This window comes from Stenotrophomonas sp. STEN056 (assembly GCF_056759635.1).
The window spans coordinates 1-14,443 of record NZ_JBRRDL010000033.1 but is presented as its reverse complement, the minus strand read 5'-3'; the positions used below and the strand labels follow the sequence as shown (position 1 = coordinate 14,443).

14 protein-coding genes are annotated in these 14,443 nt (G+C 60.0%); 2 read left to right on the top strand and 12 right to left on the bottom strand.

Features of this window, described 5'->3' with window-relative positions; translation table 11 throughout:
* Positions 1-372 precede the first annotated feature (372 nt).
* From ACVOLO_RS14920 to ACVOLO_RS14865, 12 genes are all read right to left on the bottom strand, one after another.
* Positions 373-918 (bottom strand): DUF4189 domain-containing protein, encoded by a 546-nt coding sequence (locus ACVOLO_RS14920; RefSeq protein ID WP_481571104.1) that lies wholly within the window; start codon positions 916-918, stop codon positions 373-375.
* On the bottom strand, positions 915-1,934 hold the full coding sequence (locus tag ACVOLO_RS14915) for a TrbL/VirB6 family protein (protein ID WP_481571103.1): 1,020 nt from the start codon (positions 1,932-1,934) through the stop codon (positions 915-917). Before ACVOLO_RS14915 ends, ACVOLO_RS14920 begins: the two co-directional genes overlap by 4 nt.
* A gap of 19 nt (positions 1,935-1,953) precedes the next feature.
* Positions 1,954-2,640 (bottom strand): hypothetical protein, encoded by a 687-nt coding sequence (locus ACVOLO_RS14910; protein WP_481571102.1) that lies wholly within the window; start codon positions 2,638-2,640, stop codon positions 1,954-1,956.
* Between the two features lie 109 nt (positions 2,641-2,749).
* Complete coding sequence (locus ACVOLO_RS14905) at positions 2,750-5,218, bottom strand: VirB4 family type IV secretion/conjugal transfer ATPase (RefSeq protein WP_481571101.1); 2,469 nt, start codon at positions 5,216-5,218, stop codon at positions 2,750-2,752.
* A 4-nt stretch (positions 5,219-5,222) separates the two neighbouring features.
* Positions 5,223-5,537, bottom strand: coding sequence for a VirB3 family type IV secretion system protein (locus tag ACVOLO_RS14900; RefSeq protein ID WP_481571100.1), 315 nt, complete (start codon positions 5,535-5,537; stop codon positions 5,223-5,225).
* Positions 5,530-5,904 carry a TrbC/VirB2 family protein gene (locus tag ACVOLO_RS14895; RefSeq protein WP_481571099.1) on the bottom strand — a complete coding sequence of 125 codons (375 nt, stop codon included), beginning with the start codon at positions 5,902-5,904 and terminating at the stop codon, positions 5,530-5,532. The genes ACVOLO_RS14900 and ACVOLO_RS14895 overlap by 8 nt, the downstream gene beginning before the upstream one ends.
* Before the next feature lie 77 nt (positions 5,905-5,981).
* Complete coding sequence (locus ACVOLO_RS14890) at positions 5,982-6,848, bottom strand: lytic transglycosylase domain-containing protein (protein WP_481571098.1); 867 nt, start codon at positions 6,846-6,848, stop codon at positions 5,982-5,984.
* 43 nt (positions 6,849-6,891) lie between these two features.
* The gene (virB11, locus tag ACVOLO_RS14885; RefSeq protein WP_481571097.1) at positions 6,892-7,926 is read right to left on the bottom strand and encodes a P-type DNA transfer ATPase VirB11; all 1,035 of its coding nucleotides are present in this window, start codon (positions 7,924-7,926) and stop codon (positions 6,892-6,894) included.
* A 12-nt stretch (positions 7,927-7,938) separates the two neighbouring features.
* Complete coding sequence (locus ACVOLO_RS14880; RefSeq protein ID WP_481571096.1) at positions 7,939-9,099, bottom strand: TrbI/VirB10 family protein; 1,161 nt, start codon at positions 9,097-9,099, stop codon at positions 7,939-7,941.
* A complete protein-coding gene (locus ACVOLO_RS14875; RefSeq protein ID WP_481571095.1) occupies positions 9,096-9,869 on the bottom strand; it encodes a TrbG/VirB9 family P-type conjugative transfer protein in 774 nt (257 codons plus the stop codon). Before ACVOLO_RS14875 ends, ACVOLO_RS14880 begins: the two co-directional genes overlap by 4 nt.
* The gene (locus tag ACVOLO_RS14870) at positions 9,866-10,831 is read right to left on the bottom strand and encodes a VirB8 family type IV secretion system protein (protein WP_481571094.1); all 966 of its coding nucleotides are present in this window, start codon (positions 10,829-10,831) and stop codon (positions 9,866-9,868) included. Before ACVOLO_RS14870 ends, ACVOLO_RS14875 begins: the two co-directional genes overlap by 4 nt.
* A gap of 14 nt (positions 10,832-10,845) precedes the next feature.
* Positions 10,846-11,298 (bottom strand): hypothetical protein, encoded by a 453-nt coding sequence (locus ACVOLO_RS14865; RefSeq protein WP_481571093.1) that lies wholly within the window; start codon positions 11,296-11,298, stop codon positions 10,846-10,848.
* Between the two features lie 439 nt (positions 11,299-11,737).
* Here ACVOLO_RS14865 and ACVOLO_RS14860 point away from each other — a divergent pair, with 439 nt between their 5' ends.
* The gene (locus ACVOLO_RS14860; protein WP_481571092.1) at positions 11,738-12,529 is read left to right on the top strand and encodes a hypothetical protein; all 792 of its coding nucleotides are present in this window, start codon (positions 11,738-11,740) and stop codon (positions 12,527-12,529) included.
* A gap of 78 nt (positions 12,530-12,607) precedes the next feature.
* Complete coding sequence (locus tag ACVOLO_RS14855; RefSeq protein WP_481571091.1) at positions 12,608-14,281, top strand: type IV secretory system conjugative DNA transfer family protein; 1,674 nt, start codon at positions 12,608-12,610, stop codon at positions 14,279-14,281.
* The last annotated feature ends 162 nt before the right edge of the window (positions 14,282-14,443 follow it).

Sequence of the window (14,443 nt, the reverse complement as noted above, 5' to 3'; positions counted from 1 at the left end):
TCTCTGGCATATCCATACGCAGCGTCATCGTGTGGTCGATGCAATCGCAGGCAGCGCACTGGCCACCCTTCCTTCATCGCGCACACCCCTTGCGCGATCCTGCTGGCTCGAACTGGAAACCACCCCGAGGGCAATGCAACCAGCACGGGCCAAAACTAACATCCAATTGCAAGAAGTTGAACCCTTACGCAGATGTAGTTGTAACTCCTCACGCAACCCTAACAAGCACAACGCAACAAGATGACTGCAGGCCTGCACAGCGGCCTATTGAACAGTGCAGCGTTGCTGCGGGAAGCGGTTTTTTCCATCCATCCCAAAGGCATTGAATGGCCACAGCGCGCTGCTCCCACGTGTCGCATCTACAGAACGCAATCATCGACCCGCAATGGCGCAGCCTTCCTGGATAATGACGCAGCCCTGACCGCACTCTTTCAAGGCGTCCCGGCGCAGCTTCCTCATCCCTCGATTCCCGGTTGCCACACCCGTGGTCACCGGGTGACCACCGGCGACATCCACCACTGCGATATCTGAAGCGATCGCCATGCAGGCGTTACTGAAGACCCCCAATATCTCGCACCCAACGGCGCCCTTCGCTTCGCAGGAGCGCATGGCAAAGTCAGTTGCAGCCTGCTCGCTCGGAGCATCCAGGATCCACCCCATCAACCCGCGATCTCCTACGGCCAGAGCGCCCCATTGCTGGACACCACGCCCGCGGACAGTATCGCCAACCCCGTGTGCAGGAAGATAGACGCTGTTATAGGCAGAAGACCCTGGTTGCTGGGCCATGGCTGCGCTGGAAAAAAGAGCAGTCACAAGGCCAGTAAAAAGAACCACCGAACGCATCTTCATCTCAGCACCTCCTGCAAGCAGCACATTGAGCAACGCAGAACCACGATCGACACCGTTCCGGAAAATCATCCACGCTTGGATCCTGTCACTTCCGTTGTTTTAGTTGTGCTGGTTGGCGGCATGTCGAAATCCTGCTTGAAATCGGACTTCTGGCCCGTGCTGTTCCGGCCCACGTTGCCGAAGCTGGAGTTGGCGACAAACTGGCCCAGGGTGCCATTGAAGAACATCGCAGCCATCGGCGGGGTCATCACCATCAGTACGGACATGAGCAATCCTATGCCGCCTTGCTGGATGGCCGATGAACTCAAGCCTGCGCCGTAGCCGTTGCCATCCCCGGTTGAGTTTGCAATATACGCACCGATCATCGCCGCAGCCGAAAGCGCGACAAGTTTTGTGGCAAGCGAAACCATGAATGCCAGCACACCCATCGAGAACATGGTGCCAATGCCATACATCAACCAGCGCTTGAAGAGATCCTTGGTCTGATCAAACAGCAGGCAGAGGATGAATATCGGGCCAAAGCCCACGAACAACACCATCGCCAGCTTGTACAGCAACAGCATTGCCCCGCCGATGACTGATGGCCCCGCGATGCCGATGCCGGTAAGGCTGGCGATCTGCCGCTGGTCGGCCTGATTCTGTTCGTTGTCAGCCACCGGCAGCGCATCAACCAGGGCAAAGATGAAACCCATCATCTTCAGGTTTTCATCGATCGAATCCTCGACCTTGTCATCATTCCCGGTGACAACCTGGTGCACTTCCTCAGGCATCGTCTCGCTCAGGAACTTGGTGACGTTGCCGCCGGCAAATGACATGGAGGTCGCCGCGAGCACGATGAGGAAGCCACGCAACGACCCCACGACCAGGCCCATCAATGATTCCCGGCTACGCCCGGTCACGATCAGGAACCCTTGCGAAAGCACCCACAGCGTCAGCAGGGTCAGCGACATGCCACTGACCCAGCGCATGGTCCGCCCCAGCATTGCCACCTGGAACGCATCAACCTGACTGTTGATCCACTCGAATATTGCTGCGAAGAAGGCCCATTGGATGAACCCGCTCAGATCGAAACCGGCGATGAACATGAAACGACTCCTAGTTCCTTCAGATGCCAGGCAGGGCGCCATTGCCCTTCAGAGCGTTCCGGGTCAAGGCCGAGCGTGAATTCTGCAGATGCGAAACACGGGCCTGGTATGCCGCCATGTAGGTCTGGTAGCGGTCGCGATCATTGTCCATGAGCGCGGTAAGGGCCAACACCTCGTTCGTGTTGTACTCGATATTTGCGTAGTCTTCGGCAGACAGGCTGCGACGGCGGTCTTCAAGCTGCTTGAGCCGGTCATAGTTCTGCTTGGATCGCTCAAACATCCGCAACGAAAACTGATACTGCGCCAACTCGGTCCTTGCCAGTTCCAGGCACAATGTCTGCTGTTGCGTGCCCAGCGTTGTTGGCGCTCCAGTCGGACACAGTTGCTCCATCGACACCACCACGCTGCTGGGCCGCGCTCTGCTGAGCGCCTCCTCACCCGTGGGTTCGACGATCATCTCCGGCGTGGAGCCACCCCGCTGCTGGATCTGCAACTTGCGATTGAGGTTGTTCAGGTGGCGCGTAACGCTGCCACCGTCATTGCCCAGGTAGTCCTTGATCTTGCCAAGTTCACGCTGGCTTTCATCGTCGTCCACCTTCCACGCTGCCATTGCCACCCCGGTGCCAAGCAAGGCCACCACGGCCACCCCGAGCAGAACCCAGCGGTTCGCCCTGGGTGCGGTCAGCTCGCTTCCGAAGGTACGCATCCACGCTTGGCTGAATTTCGATTTGCCGGCAACGCGACTATGTTCCTGGCTTTTCATGGTCCACCTCTACTCGTCTCAAACAGCGTTGAATTTCCAAGGTGCCCGCGGATCAACGCGTGGCAGCCCGTCTCCCATTGGCTTGCTCGGATCGTTGGCTGGACCCACGACCCGACCCCTTGCGGTTTTCGTAGAACTCCTGAAGCCATTGCTCCGGCGCCAGCTCGTCCACGGCTACGCCGAGCTGTTCAGCCTGCTGGTGCACGATGCGGTCCATCACATCGATGTTGTCGGTACTGGCCGATATCACGGCCAATGCGTCATCCATCCCACGCAGGTTCAACTGGCATACCGTCGAGCCATGCCCCTGCTTGACCAGGAAACTGCGCGAGCGCTCGTCCAGGTTGGCCACCACCTCGAACTCGGCTTCAGTCAGCTTCAATCCATCCATGTACTCGCTGCGTGAGGCATTGGGGTTCGGCAGCAGGATCAAGGTGGCCGTCTGCTCGATGAGCGCGGCCGAGATATCACTGGCGAGCGCATCCTCGGGGCTTTGCGTGGCGAATATGCCCAGGCCATTTTGCTTACGGATGGTCTTCTGCTTGTTCTTGGCGAAGTCCTTCAGGGCGCCACCGCCGTCGAGGATCTTCCAGAACTCGTCCATCACATAGATCAACGGGCGCCCGTCGATCAGCTCTTCCAGACGGTGCAGCAGGTAGTTGATGACCGGCACGCGCACTTCGGCGTTGTCGATCACCTCGGTGTAGTCAAAGCCGATGATGTTGGCTTTTTCCAGATCAATGACATCAACCGGATTGTCAAAGACCCAGCCAAGGGTATTGCCGGCCGTCCACTTGCGCAGGCGCGCAAACAGGCCGTCATCGCCCATGTTCGGCAGGCTCTTCTGGAAGTTGGTCATGCTGCGCAGGTGCTTTGGCATGTCCAGCATGCTTTCCACCGCGCGAAAAATATCCTCGTCCTCGCGCGCCGTGTAGCTGGTCTTTGCCGCCAGCACTTTGATCAGGCCACCCAGGAACTGCACATTGGCATCGGTCCGATCGCACTGGAAGGGGTTGAACCCGGTGGGTTGGCCGTTATCCAGCGCCAGATAGTTGCCACCACAGGCACGCACGAAGATCTCGGCGCCGCGGTCCTTGTCGAAGAAGAAAATCGTGGGCGAAGGCTTGTACTTCTGCACCTGGCTGAGCAGGAAGTTGATCAGCGCAGTCTTGCCGGTACCGGACTTGCCGATGACCATGGTGTTGCCGATCGCCTTTTCGCCCTGCGAATTTTCCGCCGGGTGGGTGGCGTGGAAATTGAAGTAGTACGGCTGCCCGTTGGTGGTCTGCAATGCCGTCAGGCACTCACCCCACGGGTTGTTGTCGCGCTTGCCGGTGGCAAAATTGTGCAGCGGCGACAAGCCAAGGAAGTTGAGCGAGCTGACATTGGCCAGCCGCGCGCGGTACTTCCAGTTCGCAGGCAGCTGCGAGTAGAACGATGAGCACACCGCCAGATCTTCCTTGACCGAAACAAACCCGGCATTGGAAAGCTCAGCGCGGGTGGTCGCCACATTCTGCGACAGGGACTTCTGGTCCTCGGCATACAAGGCCAGCATGAAATGGTACTCACCGAGCACGAAGTTTCCGGACGCCACCTGGTCCATGGCGTGATCCATCTCGATGATCTGGCTTACCGCCTTGTCACCGGAGGAGATCATCATGCCCTTGGTGCGATCCAGCACCTTGAGCGCGTCCTGGCGCCCCATCGGGCTGAACGAGTGCGTTATCACATACTCGAAGTCCAGGTATTTCAGCCCGTTGAGGATCCCCGGATAGGTCCCGTCCGTGTACTCCTTGATGTTGAGTATTGCACCGTAATGGTTGCGGCCGCCGGGCGCGTTGACCACGAAGTCACCGGACTTGGCCGAGAACATGTGGCGCGACACGGGCAGGTAGTCGTAGACCGGCGCGCGCAGCACCGGGACCGGCTCCTCGATGCGGTTCAGCAGGTAGCCGAAGAAACTCAACACCTCGGAGAACACCACGCCGTTGTCGGCCTCATACATGCCCAGCAAGGTAGGTGCATAGTCCTTCAGCACCGCCTCGACGTTGCCGGCCAGCTCGGTGATCTTGGCGATGGCTTGGTCCTGCTCGGCCTGCAGGCGATCCACGTTGGACGACTTCTCAACGAATTTCTTGCCGGTGACGATGGGGCGATAGATCATCGTCAGGAACAGATCGTTGCGCATGATCTTCTGCGAAGAAAGGCGCTCGTAGTACTCATCGGACAACTGCTGGTTGAACGCCTGCTGGTAGCGGCTTTTCAGATCCACACGGCCACGGCGCCGGATGTCGTGCACCCAGAATGCGACATTGACAAAATCCGGCGCACGCAAGGTTTGCAGCATCCGGTTGAAGGTGCCGTGCCGGTGCTCCAGCTCCCATTCCTCACGCCCGACAAAAGGCAGCCCATCCAGCTGCCAGGTGATGAGGAAATCGCCACCCGTCGTCTTCACCACGTGCGGCGACACATGTGAAGAGAACGGGATCAGCTCTGAGATGGAAGGATCGGGCGACAGCATTCAACTAGTCCCTGGATGGGTTCTCGAGTGGCTTTCTATAACTGTTGGGCGTGAACACCCACATGCCGTTGTGATGCTTCAGGTTCCTCACCCGGCTGCGAAACATCCAGCGCAACCCAAGCAACCTGAAAACCATCTCGTCCCGGCGCGCCATCTGCCGCATGATCATGATCACGATCGGCAGAAGGAGCAGAAAAAACATGTCGATATAGAACGTCAACAACAGGCACGCGCCGGCCGCGATCGTGAAGGGCATGTAAGGCACCCCCAGGAACATGGCCGGTCGCGTGCAACCGCGGAAGAGCGCGTCTTTACGCATACTGCAGCAGGGACTGCGTCATCAGCATGCCCGTGGCAGTGACGTCTTCCGGCAGCAACATATTGGCAATCTGCGCGGCCGCGCCGATCAGGAAGCCACCAATGAGTACCGGCGCAACGTCACCGATGCGCTTGTGATTGAAGGCGATCTGGTAGCCGGCAAAGATCACGGCGATGGTGACCACGGCAATGGAGGCGATGTTCAGCAGGTTGTTGACGTTGGCGAAAAACCCGGTGACGCTCTCCGCCGCCCCGCTACCATCCTGCGCCATTGCCATGATCGGCGCTGCCATCAGGCTCAGTGCCGCCACGGAAGATGCGATGCCACGGCGGGCTTTGTGAGTGAACTTGCTGGTGTTGTTCTGCATTGGGGAACCCCGATTTCGTTTGAAAGGAAGGACTGCGAGCTACTGCGTGGTCACGAATGACCTGATACGGCGTGAAACTAGAAAACGAACGCGGCATCTCTCTGTGTTGCTGCCGCGCCCGCCGCCGGATTTGTGGGACCAGGAGCAGGTGCCTGCGTGTTGGCCGGGAGCGTACCTGCCGGATTCTGCAGTTGTTGTGAAACCCGTGGCGCGCCCATCGGCTGCACAATCACCGGCGCATCGTTGCTGTCCGTGAACGCGGGCAACGCATTGGCAGGTGCTGCGTTCACAGGCGTTGGGTTCACAGGTGTTGCGTTCACAGGCGCCGGCACCGCAGCGCTAGCTGGCACCGATCCGCCAAGGCCTGCACGCGACAGTGCAGCTTCTTCCACACGCCGCAATATCAACGCTGCCGCAGAGTCCACCGGCACCTGAATGCGTCGTGGTTCAGTGGCCGCCGCCGGACGCGTCCTGATTACGGGAATGGCCGCTGCGGCAGTGCCAGTGGCTGACGCCTGCCACGACGCAACGACCTTCTGCACATAACCATGCCGATAGCCGGTGGTGAAATTGCCCGAGTAGTAGCAGCTGAATGCCTTGCCCCAATCCTGCCCGGAGCGGCCATAACATTCGGCCAAAATCCGGGAGCCGGCCTGCAGGTTCGGGCATACATCAAATGCCTGCTCGTAACTGCCCAGCCCCTGCTTGGCCAGGTTGTAGCGATTCACCTGGGCAATGCCCAGGGAGAAGTTGTAACCGGCCTGTTCAAGCATGCGCGTGGTCGACAGGGCTTCGCCCAGGTTGCGCGGCTGCCGTGCAAGGCGTCCGCCCACCACGCCAATGGCGTAGGGGTTGAACGAGGATTCGACCTTGACCACGTGGTGCATGATCTCCGCTGGCACTGCCAGATCGGTACACGCCGCCATCTCAAGACCCGGCAGCATTACGGCGCCCTCCCATGCTGCCTGTGGACGATCATTCCTGCGTTCATTGCGCCAGACCTCGCGCTGGGTCGAAATCGATGCCCGTGATGTAGCGGCGGCCTGCATGGGCCTTGATGTGTACAACAATGTCGATGGTCATCTTCAGCAGGTGCTTGATCACCTCGAACTCCAGCCCGGATCCCTCCGCCGAGGCCTTGACCATCAGCGCGAGCTGGTCCCAGGTCTGCGCGGTGCTGCCCGCGTGACAACTGGTAATGGAGCCCGGATGCCCGGACGCACAGTTGCGGATGAAGTAGAAGGACTCATCGCCTCGCAGCTCGGCCAGGATGATGCGGTCCGGCTTCATGCGCAGGCAGGCCTCCATGCACGACTTCGCACTGATGTTGCTGGTGCTCTGGCCACCCTTTGAGTACAGCAGATGGACCACGTTGGGCTGCTGCAGGAACAGCTCCCTGGCATCCTCGATGGTGACCAGGCGTTCCTGTTCGGAGATATGGTTGACCAGCGACTTCATGAAAGTGGTCTTGCCGCTGCCCGTGGCGCCGGATACCACGATGTTCTTGTGGTACTGCACCGCCTTCTTGAAGAAGTTTGCATAGTCGCGTTGGGCGCGCAGTTCGGTGAGCTCGCGGTCGTGCTCGCTCAAGGTTGGCGTCTGCTCCAGTATCTCTTTGAAGAAGCCATCTTCCTCGTACTGCTCCAGGGATTTTCCCAGCCGCGACGGCAAGCGGATGGTGATCGATACCCGGCCGGCATCACAGGCCGGAGGTATCACGAACTGCGCACGCTGGCCGGTCGGGAACGTGAGCGACACCATCGGGTCAGCATCGGTGATGCGCTGCCCGGTGTTGCTTTCGTTCACCACCGCCGTGCAGAACTGCCTTGCCCGTTCAAAGGTCAGCGTTGGCACGGCCTCCCGATGCCAACCCGAACGGGTCTCCAGATACAACTCACCCGGCCGGTTGATGCAGATTTCAGTGACATCACTAGAGTGCATGTGCTCGCCAATGCCCAGAATGCCGTACTGGTATTCCAGGAAATCGTTGGACACTCGGGCGATGGCGGATTCTGCATTCATGCGACAACGTACTCAGCGGATCACAGCCGAAAAATCGACATCGCGGGCGACGTAGACATTGACGATCGTGCCCTGGTTGATGGTCACGGTTGGCGGCCGGGTCATGTTGCGCTCCATCGCCATGTTGGCCATGCGCTCCATGGTCCGCGCCGTGGCGCTTTCATACGGGTTCTGCACGATTGCCCCGTTGACGATCGCCGATTGCTGCGGGCCGTTCTCGGCGGCGGCGTACTTGAACGCATCCGCCAGGATGCTGATCAACAGCGAGGAAGCAATGCGCTGGCCCCAATGCGCGCTGTAGTGGCCGTCATTGCCGGCTGAGCCAAGCCCATCCACACCGGGACTGCTCATGTTGATGTCCAGGCCGTTCGGGGTGGTGATGCGGTCCCAGACGATAGCCACGCGGTTGCCGATGATGCCGTCGGAGCCGTAGGAGCCCTGCACCTTGGAACCACGCGGAAGCAGCAAGCGCTTGCCATCCACCGAATACACCGGCTCGGTGACGATACAGGATGTATAGCCCGGGAAATCCGAAATCACCCTGGCCTGCAGGACGCAACGGATATACGTGCCTCGCAGCAGCAGTGTGTTGGGCTTGTACAAGGGCTGCGCGCTGGTTGGACCATCCACTGGCCCGCCCATACCCGCCGCGCGTGCACCAGGCATCACCCCTGCAGGTGCCGGCGGAGCCCCGGCCTCACCATTGGCATCGAGCATGCGGCGCTCCACCAGCGTCATTTCAGGACGCCGTTCCCCGCCCATGCCCATTCCCATGCCGGCGGACGCATTCGGGTTGTCATCAATGACCGGCAACGGCGGCAACTCCTGCACAGGTGGCGCCTGCGCCACAGGACGCTCCGGCGGCAACTCCGGCAGGTCGCGCGGTGCCGCAGGAATGACCACCTGCTCAACCTGTGGTCGACGCGGGGCTTTCTCGCCGGAGGACAGGCCGCCGGAGAAGATCCACACGGCCAGGGCCGCCAGGGCAATCACGATAGCCGCCAGAAAACCCAGCGCCTTGCGATTGAGGCGCTGAACGTCGTCAGCACGCAGATACGGGGCTTCACTGTCCAGACCGGGATCATTGGCGTACTCGCGCCGCGTGTAAGGATTGGGAGCCGCCTGCTGCGGAACTTCCGGCGCGTCATGCTCATTGGGTGGGATCTGATTCACTGCTCCGGTCTCCTGCGCAGGCCGATAGCGTTGTCGCCATGTCGAACGACAAGGTAGGCATAGGTGCCATGCACCACGATGGTGTCCCCTTCCACCGTCGAGTTGACGATGAACTCGTCCCCCGACTTGCTGTCACGGGCGAACACGGCCGGAAAGTTGCCGCTGGGGAACCGGGTGCGGTCGCCCATCCGGATATAGGTGAACCGGCGGTCGTCATAGACCGAGGTGGGCACCAGCCAGGTTGGCCGGCGCTTCTTGTAGGTGTAGTCGTAGCCGTAGTAATAGTCCCGGCCAGGCACCACCGCGGTATTCAATTCCGAAGCCGGCTCATCCTTGGGCGCGGTTTCCGCCGCAAACCGCGTGTCCGCGGGATAGACGAAACGCACCTTGTACTGCACCCCTGCAGCCTTGGCCTGATCCAGAGCACGCCAGTTGGTCGCCACCACCTTGAGCTCAAAGATGTAGGAGTGCGCCGCAGTGCGCACCATCAGATTGGTGTCCACGTCAACGTTCTTCGGCTTGAGATAGAACACGTTGTCGCGACGGCTGATGTCCCAGCCACCACTGAACCCGCTGCTGTAATCCAACACCTGCTCATGCGGGCTCAGTTCGATCTGGGTAGTGATACCCAGGCCCGTGCGTACCGTGTAGATCTTATCCGGCGCGTATTCGTACTCTTCGACCACCTGCGCGAACGCCGGTATTGCCAAGCCCGCCATCAATAGCAGAGCAAGGCCACGTCGCAGGAACTTCTGCAGCGGGCTACTCATCGTTCAACTCCCCGTTGTTCATTCGTGGCACCGGGCTGCGCCGCGGCAGGCGCCGGAAATGCGGCGGCATTCGGATCAGCACCTGGCATCTCGCCCGGCGCAGCGGGATAAGCCGCAGGCGCAGCGCCCTCCGGATAGCCCGGGTAAGCGGCCTGGCCCTGGCCATCGGCCGGATAGCCCGCCGGTGCAGCTACCGGCGCCTGGCTGGGCTGCACTGGCGCCGGTGCGCCCGGCGTCGGGGCAAAGTCGTTGTCCACGCGGTAATTGACCACACGGAAACCCAGCGGATTAAGCAGGCGGTCCTCATCGCTCAGGCGAAGATTGGGCTCGTAGGTGAACTCCATCGTCGCGATCTTGTTGTCCAGCGGTGCAAAGCGCCCGTTGGACTTGTCGTAAACATTGCGCTGGAAGCGCACGGTGGCACCCGTGGGACGACGCCCCTGGCCGCCACCAACCAACACGATGCTGAGGATCCGCACGTTCAACGACTTGCTGGTTCCGTACACCTTGAAGGGGCGTTCGTAGTTGGTTGCCGCATGCAGTGCGATGTATGCCGGTGCAACCGCGGAGCTGGCCATCGACAAGGTGGTGCGCCAGTTGCGCTGCCCAATCAAACCCGCGTCGTAGGACTCACGCGCCAGCACAAACTGCGCCACGTTGCTCTTGTTGATTGCCTCCTCGGTGGTGACATCGCGATCACCGAAGTTGCCGCTGAGGCGTGCCACCGATGCAGTGCCGGTGTAGGGATCGGCCATCACCAGGTACGGCACCTTCTCCTTCAGCGGCAGGAACAGCAGATAGCCACCGGCCAGCAACAAGGACATCAGGATCGCGCACCAGGCCACCGTCCATGCGCGCTTCTCGCTGCGCTTGGCCCGGTCCGCCAGCGACACTTCGAAGTTGACCCCTTGTGAAACCGCCCGATCAATCTCGGGGGAACTCGTCTTCTTTTTACCAAACATGCCCGCGCTGTCCTTTACTTGCCAGCAGCATCAGCTGCAGAACCCGCCTGCGGACCCGCGGTGTCGTTCGACGCAGCCGCCACGCTGACGATGATCTGTTTCCGCTCGACCGTCACCAATACGCCCTGCGCGGCATAGGCCGCTGACAATGCAGCGGCAGCCTCGGCGATGCTGATGGTGTGAATGTCCGCGACCGGACCGAACAACGTGTAGTCGTTGGGATGCAGGTAGGACAACGCCAGGCCGGAGTCCTTCGCCCAGCGCGTCAGCATGCCCTTGAGCGTTCCGTCCACAGGCGCTGCCTGGTACAGGTACGACACATGCAACGGAATCGCCTGCGGCGTTTCGGCCATGCGATTGACCGGCATCCACTTGCCGGTGGGTTCGGTTGGCTTGGGTGCGGAGCAGCCCGCCAGCAAGGCAATGCAGCCCATGAAGCTTGCGAACAGCGTGTTGCGGATCGGCATATTGCAACTCACGAAGTCACCATCGAGAAATTTTCGTCCGCAGCAGATCGCTGCAAGAGTCTCTGCACAAGGGAGCAGGAGTGATCTCGCCTGATAGGCAACCAACGTGACACAGCCAATGCACTCGAATGCGAGCGTGCATCTGCAATTGTCGATGTGCGGACAGACCGCCGTCTGCTACCCGCTCCCCGTGAGAGACAAACCATTCAAATTCCGTTTCAGCATGACGCATGCACGGAGCATCCACTTCACATGCCCGTCCCCATCACATCGGGGCGGAGCATAGACACGCAAATGTCAGCGTGTTGTGAAGCAGCACTTCACACGAATGTGTGATGCACGTTCCGCACACTTGCCTGATAAACGCACATATCAGAACAACGACTTCAGCTTGATGACAGTCGAAAAAGCGCCAAAAACAAGCTGAATTCCCCAATACATGAACTCGACATGCAGCATCACCGCCCACTCGATGATGTTGCAGTATGCGAACGTTCGATCACACACGACCGCTGCACAGGCCGAAGCGTACACGCAGTCTTCACTGATTGATGTGAAGAAAATATTTCAACGACATCACTTCCCCTCTGCATCTTGGATTCTGGCAACATGCGCCTCTCGCCCGGCGGGGTGCGCAGTCAAAAGGTGTTACATGGAGCAATCAAAGATGGAGGAGTTCATCGCAAACGCCGCATTGCTTGCGGGGCACCTGACGCAGCAATGCGACAAGGTAATTGCGGAACAGAAGTCCTCCACCGCTGAACTGCAACACGCAGCCGCCGCGCTTGGACAAGGCGTCGCAGCGGGAAAAGCCGAACTTTCACAGAGCGCACGAGCCGCTGTACGCGAAGCGCTTTCGCAGGAAATTCCCGCAGCGGTTGAAGCACTCGGCGACAGCGGCGACCGCCTTCGCGCGATTGCAGACCAGCTGCAACGCGAGCAGTTGGCAGCTGCATCCGGCATCCGCGCATTGGCCTGGAAAGCACTGATCGCCATGCTGGTTGCCGCCGTCGCCATCGTCGGCGGCACAGCCTACGTCGCCTCCAACAACCTGCAGCGCGCAGAGAGCGCCAAGCTGGAAGCGCAGGTGATGGAAGCACTGCAGCAGGTGCATATCACCGCGTGCGATGGCAAACCCTGCGTCAAGCTCAGTGAAGGGCAGCAGCGTTGGCAGCGCAACGACGACTACATCCTGGTCGATACCACCGAGCGAGCAGGCGCCAGCAAGTAATACTCACGCCTGCTTTCATCACATCGCACGAAAAATCTCTGCAACTGACCTGCGTACACCCGAGTCGAAGGAATCGCCTTGAGCAATTACCGGATCCTGACTGCTGCAATTTCCGCTGTGGTCCTGACGATCGCCGCCGTCTATCTGGCCGGCTTTCTCACCATGTCATTCCTGGGGCTGGACACCAGCGCAAATGGATTTAGCACCTACTACCAGTACGTCAAGAATCTGAATCACCCGCAGGTGATGCCGTATGCCGGGCGCATCAAGCTTGCCGGCGGTATTGCTGCCGGCCTGATGCTGCTGGTGTGGGCGTCGATCACAGTGATGCTGTACAAGCTGCGCAGCCACCGCAACATTCATGGCCGCGCACGCTTTGCCGGCATGGTGGACCTGGCCAACACCGGGCTGTTGAAGCACAAGGACGACGGCATCGTGCTGGGCCAGATGAACGGCAAACTGCTGCGCCTGTCTGGCCAGCAGTTCGTCATTCTTGCCGCCCCTACCCGCTCGGGCAAAGGCGTGGGCGTGGTGATTCCCAACCTGCTGGACTATCGCGAGTCGGCGGTGGTGCTGGACATCAAGCAGGAGAACTTCGACCTGACTTCCGGCTGGCGCAAGTCCATCGGCCATGAGATCTACCTGTTCAACCCCTTCGCCGAGGATCGCCGCTCGCACCGCTGGAACCCGATGACCTATGTGTCCAGCGATCCCTCGTTCCGCGTGTCCGACCTGCAATCGATTTCGGCGATGCTCTACCCGGACGGCGACGACAAGGACAAGTTCTGGACCAGCCAGGCACGCAATGCCTTCCTGGCCTTCACCCTGTACTTGTTCGAGCAGGCCGACGCGTTGCCCGGTTCGCCCAAGCCAACACTGGGCCAGGTGCTGCGCCTGTCTTCCGGCGACGGCACCGAGCTCAAGCCCTATCTGCAGAAGTTGTCCGAAGCCTCGTTCCTCAGCGCGCAGGCACGAACAGCGTTCGCGGGCCTGCTGTCGCAGGCCGATGTCACCTTCGCATCGATCATCGGTTCCTTCCGCGAGCCGCTCAACCCCTGGCTCAACCCGGTGCTGGATGCGGCAACCAGCGGCGACGACTTCCGCCTGGATGATGTCCGCCGCAAGCGCATGACCATCTACGTCGGCATCCAGCCCAACAAGCTGGCTGAAAGCCGATTGATCGTGAATCTGTTCTTCAGCCAGTTGATCAACGTCAACACCAAGACGCTGCCGCAGAACGACAAGAGCCTCAAGCACCAATGCCTGCTGTTGATGGACGAGTTCACCTCCATCGGGCGGGTAGACATCATTGCCAAGGCCGTGGCGTACATGGCCGGCTACAACCTGCGCCTGCTACCCATCGTGCAGTCGATGGCGCAGTTGGATGCGGTGTATGGCAAAGAGTTGTCGCGCACCATCATCACCAACCATGCGTTGCAGATCATCTACGCGCCGCGCGAGCAGCAAGATGCCAACGACTATTCCGAAATGCTGGGCTTCACCACCGTGCGCCGTCGCGCACGCACCCACTCGCATGGAAAGAACCGCTCCGTCTCCGACAACGAAGTGCTTGAAAAACGTGCACTGATGTTGCCGCAGGAACTGAAGGCCATGGGCCCGGAAAAGGAAATCGTGCTTTACGAGGGCCTAGCCCACCCCGTGCTGTGCCGCAAGATCCGTTATTACAAGGACGGCTACTTCACCAAGCGCCTGTTGCCCAAGGTTGAAATCAAGCAGCTGACGCTGGGGTGAGAACCTGCAAGGTGCTGCCTTCGATGCCGTGCTGCCCAACCTTCCAGCGGGTGTCGCCGTCCCGTAAACTTGATCCAGGCATTTTTAGAGGTCTCCGGGCAAACTAGCCCCAAGGAGCCCCCCGATGCGCAAGAGCAAATTCACTGAGAGTCAGATCGTTAC